The 14,185-nt window shown below is 69.4% G+C and carries 17 protein-coding genes and 1 tRNA gene; 10 read left to right on the plus strand and 8 right to left on the minus strand.

Translation table 11 applies throughout. The features are described 5' to 3' along the window. The first annotated feature begins 71 nt into the window (after window positions 1–71). The 5 genes from C8P69_RS02585 (at window position 72) to C8P69_RS02605 (ending at window position 4,496) form a co-directional block, all read left to right on the plus strand. Window positions 72–971: a DMT family transporter gene (locus C8P69_RS02585; RefSeq protein ID WP_108174289.1), complete on the plus strand. Its 900-nt coding sequence runs from the start codon at window positions 72–74 to the stop codon at window positions 969–971. Between the two features lie 36 nt (window positions 972–1,007). Continuing rightward, a complete protein-coding gene (locus C8P69_RS02590) occupies window positions 1,008–1,553 on the plus strand; it encodes a SixA phosphatase family protein (RefSeq protein ID WP_342750192.1) in 546 nt (181 codons plus the stop codon). Next, window positions 1,553–2,989 (plus strand): YcjX family GTP-binding protein, encoded by a 1,437-nt coding sequence (locus tag C8P69_RS02595; RefSeq protein WP_108174290.1) that lies wholly within the window; start codon window positions 1,553–1,555, stop codon window positions 2,987–2,989. Before C8P69_RS02590 ends, C8P69_RS02595 begins: the two co-directional genes overlap by 1 nt. Next, a complete protein-coding gene (locus C8P69_RS02600; protein WP_108174291.1) occupies window positions 2,986–3,999 on the plus strand; it encodes a YcjF family protein in 1,014 nt (337 codons plus the stop codon). The genes C8P69_RS02595 and C8P69_RS02600 overlap by 4 nt, the downstream gene beginning before the upstream one ends. Window positions 4,000–4,061: 62 nt before the next feature. Then, complete coding sequence (locus tag C8P69_RS02605; protein ID WP_108174292.1) at window positions 4,062–4,496, plus strand: universal stress protein; 435 nt, start codon at window positions 4,062–4,064, stop codon at window positions 4,494–4,496. Here C8P69_RS02605 and C8P69_RS02610 read toward each other — a convergent pair. Then, window positions 4,477–5,130 carry a hypothetical protein gene (locus C8P69_RS02610; protein WP_108174293.1) on the minus strand — a complete coding sequence of 218 codons (654 nt, stop codon included), beginning with the start codon at window positions 5,128–5,130 and terminating at the stop codon, window positions 4,477–4,479. The genes C8P69_RS02605 and C8P69_RS02610 overlap by 20 nt on opposite strands. Window positions 5,131–5,317: 187 nt before the next feature. Here C8P69_RS02610 and C8P69_RS02615 point away from each other — a divergent pair, with 187 nt between their 5' ends. The 3 genes from C8P69_RS02615 to C8P69_RS02625 are packed head-to-tail and all read left to right on the plus strand — an operon-like array spanning window position 5,318 to window position 7,871. After that, window positions 5,318–6,565 (plus strand): flavin-dependent oxidoreductase, encoded by a 1,248-nt coding sequence (locus C8P69_RS02615; RefSeq protein WP_108174294.1) that lies wholly within the window; start codon window positions 5,318–5,320, stop codon window positions 6,563–6,565. Window positions 6,566–6,578: 13 nt separating this feature from the next. Further along, window positions 6,579–6,953 (plus strand): bleomycin resistance protein, encoded by a 375-nt coding sequence (locus tag C8P69_RS02620; protein ID WP_170118097.1) that lies wholly within the window; start codon window positions 6,579–6,581, stop codon window positions 6,951–6,953. Between the two features lie 21 nt (window positions 6,954–6,974). Then, window positions 6,975–7,871: a DMT family transporter gene (locus C8P69_RS02625; protein WP_146167267.1), complete on the plus strand. Its 897-nt coding sequence runs from the start codon at window positions 6,975–6,977 to the stop codon at window positions 7,869–7,871. A gap of 2 nt (window positions 7,872–7,873) precedes the next feature. On the opposite strand, the gene C8P69_RS02630 is transcribed toward C8P69_RS02625, so the two are convergent. Continuing rightward, the gene (locus C8P69_RS02630; RefSeq protein ID WP_108174297.1) at window positions 7,874–8,329 is read right to left on the minus strand and encodes a cupin domain-containing protein; all 456 of its coding nucleotides are present in this window, start codon (window positions 8,327–8,329) and stop codon (window positions 7,874–7,876) included. A 174-nt stretch (window positions 8,330–8,503) separates the two neighbouring features. Between C8P69_RS02630 and C8P69_RS02635 the strand changes: the two genes are divergently transcribed. Further along, on the plus strand, window positions 8,504–9,184 hold the full coding sequence (locus C8P69_RS02635; RefSeq protein WP_108174298.1) for a DUF2848 domain-containing protein: 681 nt from the start codon (window positions 8,504–8,506) through the stop codon (window positions 9,182–9,184). A 12-nt stretch (window positions 9,185–9,196) separates the two neighbouring features. Here the strand turns inward: C8P69_RS02635 and hmgA are convergent, their stop codons facing one another. Together hmgA and C8P69_RS02645 are read right to left on the minus strand one after the other, a co-directional pair. Then, complete coding sequence (hmgA, locus tag C8P69_RS02640; protein WP_108174299.1) at window positions 9,197–10,561, minus strand: homogentisate 1,2-dioxygenase; 1,365 nt, start codon at window positions 10,559–10,561, stop codon at window positions 9,197–9,199. A gap of 90 nt (window positions 10,562–10,651) precedes the next feature. Next, complete coding sequence (locus C8P69_RS02645; protein WP_108174300.1) at window positions 10,652–11,872, minus strand: MFS transporter; 1,221 nt, start codon at window positions 11,870–11,872, stop codon at window positions 10,652–10,654. Between the two features lie 146 nt (window positions 11,873–12,018). Between C8P69_RS02645 and C8P69_RS02650 the strand changes: the two genes are divergently transcribed. Then, window positions 12,019–12,092: transfer RNA gene (locus tag C8P69_RS02650), tRNA-Gly, on the plus strand. A gap of 54 nt (window positions 12,093–12,146) precedes the next feature. Here the strand turns inward: C8P69_RS02650 and C8P69_RS02655 are convergent. The 4 genes from C8P69_RS02655 to C8P69_RS02670 form a co-directional block, all read right to left on the minus strand. Beyond that, on the minus strand, window positions 12,147–13,265 hold the full coding sequence (locus tag C8P69_RS02655; RefSeq protein ID WP_108174301.1) for a site-specific integrase: 1,119 nt from the start codon (window positions 13,263–13,265) through the stop codon (window positions 12,147–12,149). Window positions 13,266–13,357: 92 nt separating this feature from the next. Next, complete coding sequence (locus C8P69_RS02660) at window positions 13,358–13,654, minus strand: hypothetical protein (protein ID WP_108174302.1); 297 nt, start codon at window positions 13,652–13,654, stop codon at window positions 13,358–13,360. Further along, window positions 13,651–13,878: a hypothetical protein gene (locus C8P69_RS02665; RefSeq protein WP_108174303.1), complete on the minus strand. Its 228-nt coding sequence runs from the start codon at window positions 13,876–13,878 to the stop codon at window positions 13,651–13,653. Before C8P69_RS02665 ends, C8P69_RS02660 begins: the two co-directional genes overlap by 4 nt. Continuing rightward, the gene (locus C8P69_RS02670; RefSeq protein ID WP_108174304.1) at window positions 13,875–14,144 is read right to left on the minus strand and encodes a hypothetical protein; all 270 of its coding nucleotides are present in this window, start codon (window positions 14,142–14,144) and stop codon (window positions 13,875–13,877) included. The genes C8P69_RS02665 and C8P69_RS02670 overlap by 4 nt, the downstream gene beginning before the upstream one ends. Between the last annotated feature and the right edge of the window lie 41 nt (window positions 14,145–14,185).

Genomic DNA, 14,185 nt, shown 5'->3' on the forward strand with positions numbered 1-14,185 from the left:
CTGCGCCGCCGGGTCCGCTAAAGCTGCAGCATGCGGGCGGAGACTGACGCCATGACTGCGCGGAGAGCGCCATGACGTCGCCGGTCGCGCCTCCCCCGGCCGCCGAGCGGCCGCTGCCGGCCATTGCCGCGCAGTTCGTCTGCTTCACGCTGGTCTCGATCGCCGACTCGATCCTGAAGATCATCGTCGCCGAGGCGCCGAGCTGGCAGATCATGGCGATGCGCTCGGCCTCCAGCCTGCTGATCCTCACGCCGATCATCCTCGTCCAGATGGCGCGCGGCCGGGCGACCCTGCGCACCGGCCGGCTGAAGGCCCATATCCTGCGCGCGGCGCTCTCGGCCGTCTCGGTCTTCGCCTATTTCGAGGCGCTGCGCGAACTCGACCTGCCGGTCGCCACCGCCATCCTCTTCGTCACGCCCTTCTTCGTGGTGATGCTCTCGGGCCTCGTCCTGCGCGAACATGTCGGCCTCAACCGCTGGATCGCGGTCGCCATCGGCTTTGTCGGGGCCCTCGTCATCATCCGCCCCGGCCCGGAAGGCGTGTCGCTGGCGGCCCTGCTCGCCGTGCTCTCGGCTGCCACCTGGGGCGCGGCGATGGTCGCCATCCGGGCGCTGGGCAAGACCGAGGGGACGCTCTCGATCCTCTTCTATTTCAACCTCTTCATCTGCCTCATCGCGCTCGCCTTCGCCTTGCCGGGATGGCAGCCGGTGCCGGGCTGGCTCATCGCGACCATCCTCCTCAACGCCGCCATCCAGCTCGTCGCCCAGTCCTTCATGCTGATGGCCTTCCGCTTCGCCTCGGCCTCGGTCTCGGCGCCCGTGCAGTACACCCAGCTGCTCTGGTCGGTCGCCGCCGGCTGGTTCGTCTTCAACGTCTTCCCCGGACCCCAGGTCTTCGCCGGGGCCGCCATCATCGTCGCCAGCGGCCTCTATCTCATCTGGTCCGAGCGGCGTCCGCGCCGGCCCTCGTGACCCCTTGCCCTTGCCGCCGGGGAGGCGAGGGGGCACATGAGGACGGACGAGGATGCGATGCGACGGCTGATCCTGCTCAGACATGCCAAGTCGGACTGGCCGCCCGGCATGGTCGACCATGACCGGCCGCTGGCGGCGCGCGGCCGCCGGGCAGCGCCGCTGATCGGACGGTGGCTGGTCGACAATGGCTTCGTGCCCGACCGGGCCCTGGTCTCCACCGCCGAGCGCACGCGCGAAACCTGGGCGCTGGCCAGCGCCGGCCTTATCGCCATGCCCGCCGCGACGTTCGAGCCGCGCATCTACGAGGCGCCGGCCTGGCAATTGCTCAACGTCATCCGCGAGACGCCAGACGACGTGGCGACGCTGCTTCTCGTCGGCCACAACACCGGCATCGAGGATCTCGCGGCCCGCCTTATCGGCGCGGGACCGGAGGACCAGCGGCGGCGCCTCGCGCGCAAGTATCCGACCGGCGGCCTCGCGGTCATCGACTGTGCGGCGCATTCCTGGCGCGACATCGCCGCCGGCATCGGCACGCTCCACGCCTTCGTCGTCCCGCGGGACCTCGATCCAGAGGCCGAGTGATGGTCTGGACCGGCTGGGTGAACGAGACGCGGCTCGCCGCAAGGTCCATCGCGGCCTATGCGACGGACTGGGCGAGCCCGACGCTGCGGCTCGGCGTCACCGGCCTGTCGCGCTCGGGCAAGACCGTCTTCATCACGGCGCTGGTGCACGGCCTGCTCACCGCATCCCGCTGGCCGGTTTTCGAGGCCCAGGCCCAAGGCCGCATCGCCCGCGTCCGGCTGGAGCCGCAGGCGGACGATGGCATCCCGCGCTTCCCCTACGAGGAGCATCTGGCGACGCTGACTGCCCGCCGCGAATGGCCGGAGGGCACCAGGCGCATCAGCGAGATCCGTCTCGCCATCGACTTTGCCTCCAATGCCGGCTTCATGCGCGGCAGCAGCAAGACCCTGACCCTCGACATCGTCGACTATCCCGGCGAGTGGCTGCTCGACCTGACGCTGCTCGGACAGACCTATGCCGAGTGGTCGCGGCTCGCCATCGACGCCGCCCGTCGTCCGCCGCGCGCCGCGCTCGCCGCGGAATGGCTGGAGGCGACGGCCACGGCCGAGCCCTTCGGCCGGGGCGGGGAGGCGGAGGCCCTGCGCCTTGCCGACGCGTTCACGCGCTATCTCAAGTCCTGCCGCGACGAGCGCGTCTCGCTCTCCACCCTGCCGCCCGGCCGCTTCCTGCTGCCGGGCGAGATGGAGGGCTCGCCGGCGCTCACCTTCGCGCCGCTCGACCTCGCCGGGCGCGTTCCCCCCGCCGACAGCCTCGCCGCGCTGATGGAGCGGCGCTTCGAGAGCTACAAGCGGCTGGTGGTGATGCCCTTCTACACCCGCCATTTCGCCACGCTGGACCGCCAGATCGTGCTGGTCGACGCGCTTGCCGCGCTCAATGCGGGACCGGCGGCGCTGGCCGACCTCGAAGTGGCGCTGGCCGACGTGCTCACCGCCTTCCGGCCCGGCGCGAACTCCATCCTCTCGTCCATGCTGGGACGCCGGATCGACCGTATCCTCTTCGCCGCCACCAAGGCCGACCATCTCCACCAGACCAGCCACGACCGCCTTGAGGCCCTGCTGAAGCGCCTCACCGATCGCGCCATCCGCCGGGCGAGCTTTGCCGGCGCCGGCGTGGATGCCGTGGCGCTCGCCGCGCTGCGGGCCACGCGGGAGACGACGGTGACGCGCCGCGGCGAGAGCCTGCCCTGCATCGTCGGCACGCCGTTGCCCGGCGAGCGCGCGGGAGCCGAGACCTTCACCGGCACCGAGGAGGTGGCGGTCTTCCCCGGCGCGCTGCCGGCCGATCCGACGGCGCTCTTTGACGGTCCCGATGCCTTCCGCGGCGAGGACTACCGCTTCGTGCGGTTCCTGCCGCCGAAGGCCGATCCGACCCAGGCGCTCCCGCATATCCGCCTGGACCGGGCCGTCGAGTTTCTCATCGGAGACCGCCTGGCATGACGCGGGGATCGCAACCAAAGCCCGAGGTCTTCCGGCTCGACGCGAAGGCGGTCGAGATCGCCCCGCCGAGCGATGCGCCGGTGCCGACCCACACCACTCCCGATCCGCCGGCGGACCTCGCCGCGCCGCCGCCGCCGCCGGCGAGCTGGTGGACCCGGTTCTTCTGGACCGGCCTTGGCGGCCTTGTCTCGCTGGCCTTCGGCCTCGCCGTGTCGGCTCTCATCGATGACCTCTTCGCTCGTGCCGCCTGGCTCGGCTGGGTCGGCCTCGCCGCGCTGGCGCTGTTCCTCGTCGGCGGGCTCGCGCTCGCCATCCGCGAACTCGCTGCCCTGCGGAGCCTTGCCCGTCTCGATGATCTGCGGGAGCGCGCCGCGGCGGCACTGGTCGCACGGGACGACCGCGCCGCGGGTAAAGTCGCCGACGATCTCCTCGCGGCCATGGCCGGCAATGCCCGCACGGCCCGGGGCCGGACGGCGGCGGCCGCCGCCTTCTCGGACGGCATCGTCGATGGGATGCAGCGCCTGCGCATCGTCGAGCGGGAACTGCTCGAACCGCTGGATCGGGAGGCGACGCGGCTCGTCGCCGAGGCCGCCCGGCGTGTCTCCGTGGTGACGGCGGTCAGCCCGCGCGCCGCCATCGACCTCGCCATGGTCTTCGCGACCGCCGTCCGCCTCATCCGGCGGATCGCGGAACTCTATGGCGGCCGTCCCGGCACGCTTGGCATGTGGAAGCTGCTGCGCCACGTGCTCGGCCATATGGCGGTGACCGGCGGCATGGCAGCCGGCGACACGATCCTCGACCAGCTGGTGGGGCAGGGGCTTGCGGCCAAGCTTTCCGCCAAGCTCGGCGAGGGCGTGCTGAACGGGCTCCTCACCGCCCGCCTCGGCATCACCGCCATCGCGGTGACCCGGCCGCTGCCCTATATCGGCGCGCCGAAGCCGGACGTGCGCGATCTCGTCGGCGATGCGGTCAGCTGGCGCGGCGAGCCGAAGGAGCCGCCGCGGGCTTGACCGGCGTCAAGGCGCCGGGCCGCTGGCGGTGCTTTTGTCCTCCCGTTGAAGGGAGACCCGCCATGTTCCACACCATTCTTTGCCCCGTCGACACGGCCGAGCCCGGCCTCGAGACAAAGGCGCTGTCCGTCGCCAGGCAACTGGCCGCCGAGAGCGGCGCGTCGATCACGCTGCTCGCCGTGGTGCCGGACATGCCGGTCATGGCCGCCGAGTACCTGCCGGCCGATTTCCACGCCAATCAGATGTCGGAGGCCGAGCAGACGCTGAAGGACCTCGCCGTGAAATCCGACCTGCCGCAGGACAAGGTGCAGACCCGCGTGCGCCTCGGCCGCCCCTATCACGAGATCCTCGAGGAGGCGGAAGCCTCCCATGCCGATCTCATCGTCATGGCCTCGCACCGTCCGCGCCTCGCCACCTACCTGCTCGGCTCCAACGCCGCGCATGTGGTGCGCCACGCCCAGTGCTCGGTGATGGCGCTCAGGCCCGAGGCGGCTTGACCGTGGGCAGGAGGTCGGTCGGCAGCGCGAGCGGATCGAAGCTGCCCGGCCGGTTCTTCCGGAGCCACAGCGACATCTGCCAGACCGTATAGCCGCCGACGAAGGCGACGAGGCCCATCAGGCCCCAGTTGACGGTCTTCACCGCGGCGATGGCGAGATAGGCGAGCGACACGGCGAGGCCCGCCGTGATCGCCGCCACGACGGCATAGCGCCAGGCCGGCTCGCCGGCGATGAACCTGGCCTTGGGCGACGCCTTGGCGATCGCCGCGCAGAGCTGGCGCACGAAGGCGGCGAAGGGCGCGTCGTTGGAGTCGATCTCCACCATGCCGCGCCAGGAGATGTTCGAGAACCAGATGCGCTTGCCGAGCCGCTGGCGAATCTCGATCCGGTAGCGGCTGGTGTAGAGATTGGCCGGCCGGAACATGAGCCGGACGCTCTCGATCTGGTGCAGCGGCAGGCTTCCCGACACGCGACCGTCGGACCAGGCGATCTCGCGGTCCTGCAGCGTGAAGACGATCTCGGGCCCGATCAGCTTCGGCTTGTGGCGGAAGATCGGCCGGTCCTCATGGTCGAGCCACAAGCCATCGTCGGCGGCCGGAGAGGTGTCGTTGGCAAGGCGGGCGGCGTCTGTCATGGGCGCGTCTCTACACGCGGCGCGCCCGGCGCGGAAGGCGGAGCGCGTCCCTGCGTAACCTTACCGCACGACGAGGGGCCCCGCAGGGCCGTCCCGCGCCCGCCGGCAGGGCCGCGCCCCTTGCCTGTGCCGAGCCCCGAAGCCATGATCTGCCGCGTGTTTATCGCCTTCGCGTCGGGAGTGCTCCATGAAGGCCATCATCGTCGGCGGCGGTGTCGGGGGACTGACCACCGCGCTCATGCTCACCGAGCGCGGCATCGCCTGCGAGGTCTATGAGCAGGCCTCCGAGATCCGCGAGCTCGGCGTCGGCATCAACACGCTGCCCCACGCCATCAAGGAGCTGGCCGGCCTCGGCCTGCTGCCGCGTCTCGACGACGTCGCGATCCGCACCCACGAGCTCATCTACACCAACCGCTTCGGCCAGGAGATCTGGCGCGAGCCGCGCGGTGTCGAGGCGGGCTTCGATGTGCCGCAGTTCTCGATCCATCGCGGCCGCCTGCAGACGGTCATCTACCAGGCCGTGCGCGCCCGCCTCGGCGAGAGCCGCATCTTCACCGGTCACCGGCTCGGCGCCTTCAAGCAGGACGAGAGCGGCGTCACCGCCTGGTTCTTCGACCGCGAGGGCCGCCATGTCCGCACCGCCACCGGCGACGTGCTGATCGGCGCCGACGGCATCCATTCGATGGTCCGCCGCTCGCTCTTCCCGACAGAGGGCCCGCCCGCCTGGAACGGCATCATGCTGTGGCGCGGCGCGGTGGACTGGCCGGACTTCCTCACCGGACGTTCGATGGTGATCGCCGGCGGCATGAGCGCCAAGCTCGTGATCTATCCGATCGCCGAAGGCCTCGCGCCGGGCCGCAAGCTCACCAACTGGGCCATCGCCGCCAAGATCGGCGAGAACAACGCCACGCCGCCGCGGCGCGAGGACTGGTCGCGCCCCGGCCGGTTCGAGGACATCATGCCCTACCTCAAGCGCTTCACGCTGCCTTACGTGGACGCCCAGCGCATGATCGAGGCGACGCCCGAATTCTGGGAATATCCGATGTGCGACCGCGATCCGCTGCCGCGCTGGAGCCATGGCCGTGTCACGCTGCTGGGGGACGCCGCCCATCCCATGTATCCCGTGGGCTCCAACGGCGCCTCGCAGGCGATCCTCGATGCGCGTTGCCTGGCCGACCTGCTCGTCTCGGCCGAGCATCCGGTCCAGGCGCTCTGGGCCTATGAGCAGGAGCGCCTGCCCATGACCGCGCAGATCGTGCGCATGAACCGCAAGGGCGGCCCCGAGGGCGTCATCGACGCCGTCGAGGAGCGCGCGCCGGACGGCTTCAGCGACATCGACACCGTGCTCTCCTTCGAGGAGCGCAAGGCCATCGTGCGCGGCTATGCCTCCACGGCGGGCTTCTCGCAGGACAAGGTCAACCGCAGGGCGGCCTGACGGGGAGGGTGGAATGGCGGCGCAGCTCACGGGCTTCAGCGCCGTCTTCACGGTCCGCGACGTCGCGGCGAGCCTTGCCTTCTACCGCGACCGGCTCGGTTTCCGGCTCCAGTTCGGCATGGGCGAGCCGCCGACCTATGCCATCATCGAGCGGGATACCGTCTCCCTGCACCTGATGCCGGCCAGCCAATCGCCGGATGGCCTCGGCACCTCGTCGATCTATGTCTATGTGGACGATGTCGATGGGCTCCGCGACGGGCTCGTCGCGATGGGATGCCCCATCAGCTTCGGCCCCGAGGACCTGTCCTATGGCATGCGCGAAATCGCCGTCCGCGACCCCGACGGCAATTGCCTCACCTTCGGCGCGCCGGTCCCGCCGGCCGGGTGACCGCCAGGGGCGGCGAGCCCCGTGAGCGCCGGTCGCATGCGTGAGGCGGCGCTGCTGCTGACGGGCTGCGGCCTCTGCCTCGGTTCCACCTTCCCGCTGCAGAAGCTTGCGGCAGCGGCCGGCGTGCCGCCGGCCTCCTGGGTCTTCGCCTCGACGCTGGGGGCGAGCCTGCTGCTGACCCTCGGCGCGATCGTCAAGGGCGTGCCGCCCCGCGGCGGCCATGGCGCCTACTACGTCATCGCCGCGCTGGTCTCCTTCGTGCTGCCGAACCTCATCGTCTTCGTCGTGATCCCGCGGATCGGCGCGGGGCTTACCGCCGTGATGTTCGCGCTCTCGCCGATCATGACGCTGACGGTCGCCTCGCTGGTGGCGCGCAAGCTCCCCGCACCGCTGGGCGTCCTCGGCATTCTCGTCGGCCTCGCCGGCGTGCTCGTCATCATCGCCTTTCGCGGCGATGCGGGCGGGGCCGATGCCACCCTCGGCTGGGTCCTGCTCGGCCTGATGATCCCGGTGTGCCTTGCCTCCGGCAATGTCTACCGCTCGCACAACTGGCCGGCGGGCGCGGACCCTCTGTCCCTCGCCTCGGCGATCAACCTCGTGGCCGCCGGGCTGCTCTTCGCCGCGGTCTTCGCGTCGGGGGAGGGGATGACAGGCCTTGCGATGGTCGCGTCGGTTCCCGTGCTCATCGCGGCGCAGGTGCTGGCGACGGGCGCCAACCTCGCCATGTTCTTCCGCCTCCAGCATGTCGGCGGGCCGGTCTACTTGAGCCAGATCGGCTATGTCGTCGCCGCGGTCGGGCTCGTCACCGGCACGATCTGGCTCGGCGAAAACTATGCGCCCGCCACATGGGCGGGCGCTGGCGTGGTGGTGATCGGTGTCGCGCTGGTGACGCTGGCGCAGGCCAGAGCCTCGCGCTGACCTCAGGCGCCGGGAGGCGGCGGCAGGAAGACGACCTCGTGCTTGGCCGAGAGGGCGACGACCGCGTCGGGGTTCTGCTCGGGCAGCGAATGGATGCCCCAGAACAGGTCGTAGAGCTTGCGGGTCGGCGAGACCCAGAAGAAGCACTTCACCGTCTGGTCGGTCTTGTTGAAGATGCCGTGGGAGAGGCCCATCGGCAGGCGGATCAGGTCGCCGGCAGTGGCGACGAATTCCTTGCCCTCGAGCACCAGGTCGAACCGGCCCTCGAGCATGTAGATGAACTCGTCCTGGGTCGGATGGATGTGCGGCGGCACGAAGGTGCCGGGCGGGAAGGTGGCGTGCCAGGACATCGAGGTCTCGCTGACCTGCTTCGGCACATAGGTCTGGCCGAGAATGTTCCAGACGATCCCGTCGATACCCGTTCCGGCCTTGGTGATGCCGGGGCTCATCGGCTGCATGGTGGTCCCCTCCCTGGAGTGTCGGCGGGATCAAAGCCGAAGCGCCGGGCGGCGGCAACCACGCCCCGTTGTTAAGCTTAGCGCGGCTGCCTTGCGCGGCTGTCGCGGCCCCGTCGATGGCGCGCCGCGCCGTTGCGCGCTATGGCTCGCGCACCATCCGACCGGAGTTTCACGATGCTGTCCTTCACCCGCTACGCCGCCGGTCGCTCCGACCGCATCGCGATGGAGCTCGAGACGCTGGTGGTGGCCGGCTGGGCCGGCCGCGACGCCGCGGCGATCCAGCACCACATCGAGGAACTCGCCGCCATCGGCGTGCCGCCGCCCTCCTCGGTGCCGGTCTTCTACCGCGGGGCGGCCTCGCTGGTGACCCAGAGCCACCGCGTCGAGGTGCTCGGCCCCGATTCCTCCGGCGAGATCGAGCCGGTGGTCGTGTCGCTGGCCGATGGCCTCTGGGTGACGGTCGGGTCCGACCATACCGACCGCAAGGCCGAGACCTATGGCATCGCCCTGTCGAAGCAGATGTGCGCCAAGCCCGTGGCGACTGTGCTCTGGAAATACGAGGAGGTCGCCCCGCACTGGGACGAGCTGCAGCTGCGCGCCCATGTGGTCATCGCCGGCGAGCGCGTGGTCTACCAGGAGGGCACGCTCGCAGCCCTTCGCCCGCCCGCCGACCTCATCGCCAAGTGGACGGGGAAGGACACGCTCCTGCCGGGCACGCTGATGTTCGGCGGCACGCTGGGCGCCATCGGCGGCATCCGCCCGGCGGCGCGCTTCGAGATGGAGCTGATCGACCCCGTCCTGAAGCGCACCATCGCCCATGCCTACGACATCGTGGACCTGCCGGTGGTGAGCTGACGGCGGAGCCGCTCAGCGCGGCTCCTTCTTCGCCGGATCGAAGTGCTTCTTCAGGCCCGTCCAGCAGTCCGCATAGTTCGGCTGGAGGGTCGAGAGTTCGCTCGCCCATTTGGTCACGCGCTGGGGGAAGCGGGTCTCGAACATGAAGGCCATGGTGCCGGTCAGCTTGGCCGGTTTGAGCTCCATGGTGCTGGCATGTTCGAAGGCCGGGGCATCCGGCCCGTGCGGCAGCATGCAATTGTGCAGGCTCATGCCGCCCGGCACGAAGCCCTCGGGCTTGGCGTCATAGACGCCGTAGATCAGCCCCATGAACTCGCTCATGAGGTTGCGATGGTACCAGGGCGGGCGGAACGTGTTCTCGCCGACCATCCAGCGCTCCGGGAAGATGACGAAATCGACATTGGCCGTGCCGGGCGTCTCGGAGGGCGCGGTCATCACCGTGAAGATCGAGGGATCGGCATGGTCGAACAGGATCGGCCCTACCGGCGAGAAATGCCTCAGGTCGTATTTGTAGGGGTAGTAGTTGCCATGCCAGGCGACGACATCGAGCGGTGACTGGCCGATGGTCGCGGCATAGAACTCGCCGCCCCACTTGGCATACATGGTCGAGGGCTCCTCGCGATCCTCGTAGGACGCGACCGGCGTAAGGAAATCGCGGGAATTGGCGAGGCAATTGGCGCCGATCGGTCCGCGATCCGGCACGGTGAAGGCGCCGCCATAGTTCTCGCAGACATAGGCCCGGGCCGGGCCGTTCACGAGCTCGACCTTGAAGACGATGCCGCGGGGGATGACGCAGATCTCGCCCGGCTCGATCTCGATGACGCCGAACTCGGTGCGGAAGCGCAGACGATTCTCCTGCGCCACGATCAGGAACTCACCGTCGGCGTTGAAGAAGTACTCGTTCGTCATCGAGCGGGTGACCACCAGCACATGGGCGGCCATGCCGACCTGCGTGTCGGCATCGCCCGCCGTGGTGACGGTCCACAGGCCATTGACGAAGGTCACCGCATCGGTCGGGATCGGCGTCGGGTCCCAGCGCATCTGGTCGATGGGCAGCTGGCTCTCGTTCCGCGCTTCGGGAGCGGTGCGGGTCAGGCCCTTGTCGACCTTCCGGTAGCGGCCCGAATGTTTCACCGAGGGGCGGATGCGGTAGAGCCAGGAGCGCTGGTTCGTCGCCTGCGGCGCGGTGAAGGGCGAGCCCGAGAGCTGCTCGGCATAGAGCCCGTAATTGCACTTCTGCGGCGAATTGCGGCCGATCGGCAGCGCGCCGGGCAGGGCCTCCGTCTCGAAGGAATTGCCGAAGCCCGACATGTACTGCAGCGATCCGCCGCCGCGGCCATCCGTGGGCACGAAGCCCGTCACATATTGCAGGGTCATGGGGGCTCCTCCGGGTGGTGTTGTCCTCATATAGTTGCAGATGAAACTATCGTCAAACGCGAAAGCCGGCTCCGGCCACACGCGGCGGAATCAGGCGACGGCGTCGTTGCGGAAGCGGCGCTCCAGCATCGCCATGGTGCCGAGCGCGATGAGGGCGGCGCCGCAGGACATGGCGAGCGTCGCGGTTGGGCCGGCCGTGCGCATGACGAAGGCGAAGGCCATGGGGGCGAGGGCGAAGACGATGTTCTGCGGCAGGGTGAGCCAGCCCGTCATGGTGGCGTAGGCGTCCTTGCCGAAGAGGGCGAGGGGAGCGACCGAGCGCACCACCGTCATGGCGCCAGCCGACATGCCGTAGCCGATGACGAAAGCCGTGGCGAGGCCGGCTGAGGCCGGCGACAGGATCGGCAGGACCACCGCGATGGGCATGATCGCCGAGGTGACGACGCCGACCGTGAGGATGCCCGTCGAGCGGCCGAAGACGATCTCGCCAAGCCGCGAGATGACCTGCGCCGGGCCCATCAGGCTGCCGGCGAAGATGGCGAAGGCGACGGGATGGCCATAGGCCTTGAGAATCTCGACGATCTGCAGCGGCAGGCCCCAGGAGACGAAGCCGGCGAGCGAGAAGGCGACGGCCATCAGGGTGAAGGCCGAGCGCCGTCGCTCCGGGGCAAGGCTCGGAGTGGCGACCGGCCGCGGGGCCGCGCTGTCGCCGTCCCGGGAGGCGCGGGGTCTCAGCGCCACAAGATGGATCGGCACGCAGACCAGGACATGCAGGGCAGCGAAGACGAGGCACATGGCCCGCCAGCCGATCTGGGCGTCGAGAAAGGCCGAGAGCGGCCAGAAGATGCTGGAGGAGAAGCCGCCAAGCAGCATCAGGAGACCGATGCCTTGGCGGGCGCGGGGGCCGGCGAGCTGCGACATGGCGGCGGCCGCCGCCTGGGTCAGGGCGAGGGGCGTGCCGAGCCCGATGAGCATCCAGGCCGCGACATAGCCGGCAAGTCCGGTCGCCTGCGAGAGCACGGCGAGCGCGGCGGCGAAGACGAGCGACCCGCAGGCCATGGGCCAGCGCGACCCGCTGCGATCGATGATCCGGCCGAATCGCGGCGCGGCGGCAGCGCCCACCAAGAGCATCACGGTGATGCCGCCAAACACCGCTTCCGGCGCGATGCCGAGATCACGCGTCAGCGGTCCGACCATGACCGCCGGCAACCAGAAGGTCGTGCCCCAGCCGATCATCTGCGTCACCGCCAAGGGGGCGGCGAGCGGCAGGAGGCGGACGCTGTCGGCGGGCGAGGGAAGCGCGTCGGTCATGGAGGGGGCGATGCCTTGCGGCCCGCTGTCGCAAAAAGGGGCCGCGATTGAGCCGGCTTATGGCCGCCGCCACAAGCGCCGCGGGTGCACGGCAGACCGTCGCCCCTTGATCGGCGGCCGCAAATATGGTCACTCGCCGAACCGGCGCGGGTATAGCTCAATGGTAGAGCAGCAGCCTTCCAAGCTGAATACGCGGGTTCGATTCCCGCTACCCGCTCCAGCACTTAGCCCCGATCCGTTAGAGAATGTTAGAAAACCCGTTAGAAAACTCGATTCACGGCTTGTTCTGACCGCGAGAGGCCACGCGGATCCGCGCCACCTCCGCCGTCTTCTTCGCCGCGTTGCGCGAGTAGCGGGCCGTCGTCCGGACATCGGAATGCTGCGCATGGTGCCGGACTGATTCGAGCGGGGCGTCGGCATCGGTGGCCTCGGTGACGCCGCCGGCGCGGCTGTCCCGGTTCCAGACGTTCGCCGGGACACCGACCGCGTCGGCGAGCTTGCGCCAATTCCGCGAGTAGATCAGGGGGCCGATGGGCTCGCCGCTGTTGGTGACGACGAGGGGGCCCTTTCGCTCCTCCGCAGGAACGGCCGCTATCGCCAGCTGCACCAGCGGGTAGAGCGACAGATCGAAGTCGAAGGGGTGATCGGTCTTCGACGTCTCGCCAGCGGCCCGGCCGCCCTGGATGATCTCCCACGTCAGGCCCGGCAGCCAGACCTCCTGCCCGACCTGCACGGCGCCCGGCGGCATCTTGTAGGGGCCGCGGGGCTTCTCCCACGTGCCGATCACGTCCGTCTGGCGCAGGGTGAGCTCGAATTGGAAGGCCTGCCCGATGGCGATGGACCGGAACAGCTTGGTGCCGCGCTTGAGCCCTTCCCGCACGATGGCGTCGGCGTGCTTAAACTCGAGGAATTGCTTGCGGGCCTTGGGCGCCGCGAATTCGATGGTCGACAGGATCTCCAAGGCCTGACTGCAGCCCGGCAGCCGGAGCTCGATGCCGAAGCGCAGGAGCGTGCGCACCATGCTCATCTTGGCCTGCGCCGAGCGCGTGAACGGCTCGCCCTCGTGGCCGGGGGGCGTCAGCCAGTTGGTGTGCCAGCGGCGGAAGTCCGGACCGGTCAGCGTGCCGATGGTGCGCTTGCCGACGGTGCGCACGATGTCCTTGCAGTAGGAGACATAGTTCCTCTGCGTGCCGGGCACGCAGGCATGGAAGGGGGAATCGGGGTGCGACTGGTAGATCCGGGCAAGGCTGCCGATGGTCCCGTCCCAGCGCTCATGCGGTCGGAGGAGAGTGCCATCCGCCCATGCCAGCATGTCGGCCCACAGCCGCACGCATCGCTCGGCATAGAGCGCTTCCTTCGTCGGCGCGTCCATGTCGGTGGGCGGATCGGGCATGAGACGGACGGTCGCCGGCTCGAAGCCGCGCGAGCGGAGATCACGGCGCGCGATCCACCAAGCCTCGCGTCGCCCTTGGCGCGCGATAATGGTCAGGCCCGGGCACGACGACGGCGGCCTCCCCAATTCTCTTCTCCATCATCATACAGGGCAGCCTTGGCAGGCCCCATCGGAGCGAGCCCCGTCTGCCCATCAAACCACTGATCGACCCTGGCTCTCAACCTCTTCCCGAGGATCGGGTGGATAGGCGGGAAGCCTGCTGCCTCAAGGCGAACCGCGGCGAGGCGCCATTCGGTCATGGTCATCTGGCAGCGACGAGCGATCTCATCCTCCCCGATGACATAGTCGGGGATCCCCGCCGCGCCGCGTTCGAGGGTGCGCGACGTCATCCCGCCCCTCCTTTCGAAGCCGCTATGATCTCCTTCACCCGGTCGCGGTCGAGCCACACCACCAGACCGAGCTGAACGGTACCGTCAGGGGTCAGGCGCTGCTCGGTGCCGAACGTGATGAAAGTACCGTCCTTGCTCATGTTGAGCGATTTCGAGCACTGGTCGAGATTCTGAAACTGGACCTTGTCGTCTCCATAGGCGGCGATCAGCGCTGACAGGTTCACGGCTTCGCCTCCCCGATGTTCTCGCGGACATGTTCCTCAACCTCGGTGAGGATCCGCCGCACGTGACGATTCAGCGTCTCGCAGGATGGCCGCCGCGTCTGGTTGGATCCGTCGAAGCAATCGCACCGGCCCTCCGGCGACGTCGCCTGGCACACCCGCAGCTTCACCTTTTCGGCGATGGTGAGATCCCCGATGGTCAGCAAGCCGAAGGCGCGGGGCGGACGGGCGGCGAACCGGCTGGTTCTCTTGGCGAAGCGCGGGATCATGGCGTGCGGCTCCATGCGGCCCAAAAGACGAGGCACCAGCT

This window comes from Phreatobacter oligotrophus (assembly GCF_003046185.1).
GTDB classification, from domain to species: domain Bacteria; phylum Pseudomonadota; class Alphaproteobacteria; order Rhizobiales; family Phreatobacteraceae; genus Phreatobacter; species Phreatobacter oligotrophus.

Coding starts and splice junctions, on each gene's coding strand:
- C8P69_RS02600 (WP_108174291.1), top strand. CDS start 2,986: ATGACGCGGGGATCGCAACCAAAGCCCGAGGTCTTCCGGCTCGACGCG.
- C8P69_RS02655 (WP_108174301.1), bottom strand. CDS start 13,265: ATGCCCGATCCGCCCACCGACATGGACGCGCCGACGAAGGAAGCGCTC.
- C8P69_RS02620 (WP_170118097.1), top strand. CDS start 6,579: ATGGCGGCGCAGCTCACGGGCTTCAGCGCCGTCTTCACGGTCCGCGAC.
- C8P69_RS02630 (WP_108174297.1), bottom strand. CDS start 8,329: ATGCAGCCGATGAGCCCCGGCATCACCAAGGCCGGAACGGGTATCGAC.
- C8P69_RS02590 (WP_342750192.1), top strand. CDS start 1,008: ATGAGGACGGACGAGGATGCGATGCGACGGCTGATCCTGCTCAGACAT.
- hmgA (WP_108174299.1), bottom strand. CDS start 10,561: ATGACCCTGCAATATGTGACGGGCTTCGTGCCCACGGATGGCCGCGGC.
- C8P69_RS02615 (WP_108174294.1), top strand. CDS start 5,318: ATGAAGGCCATCATCGTCGGCGGCGGTGTCGGGGGACTGACCACCGCG.
- C8P69_RS02660 (WP_108174302.1), bottom strand. CDS start 13,654: ATGACGTCGCGCACCCTCGAACGCGGCGCGGCGGGGATCCCCGACTAT.
- C8P69_RS02595 (WP_108174290.1), top strand. CDS start 1,553: ATGGTCTGGACCGGCTGGGTGAACGAGACGCGGCTCGCCGCAAGGTCC.
- C8P69_RS02670 (WP_108174304.1), bottom strand. CDS start 14,144: ATGATCCCGCGCTTCGCCAAGAGAACCAGCCGGTTCGCCGCCCGTCCG.
- C8P69_RS02585 (WP_108174289.1), top strand. CDS start 72: ATGACGTCGCCGGTCGCGCCTCCCCCGGCCGCCGAGCGGCCGCTGCCG.
- C8P69_RS02610 (WP_108174293.1), bottom strand. CDS start 5,130: ATGACAGACGCCGCCCGCCTTGCCAACGACACCTCTCCGGCCGCCGAC.
- C8P69_RS02645 (WP_108174300.1), bottom strand. CDS start 11,872: ATGACCGACGCGCTTCCCTCGCCCGCCGACAGCGTCCGCCTCCTGCCG.
- C8P69_RS02635 (WP_108174298.1), top strand. CDS start 8,504: ATGCTGTCCTTCACCCGCTACGCCGCCGGTCGCTCCGACCGCATCGCG.
- C8P69_RS02605 (WP_108174292.1), top strand. CDS start 4,062: ATGTTCCACACCATTCTTTGCCCCGTCGACACGGCCGAGCCCGGCCTC.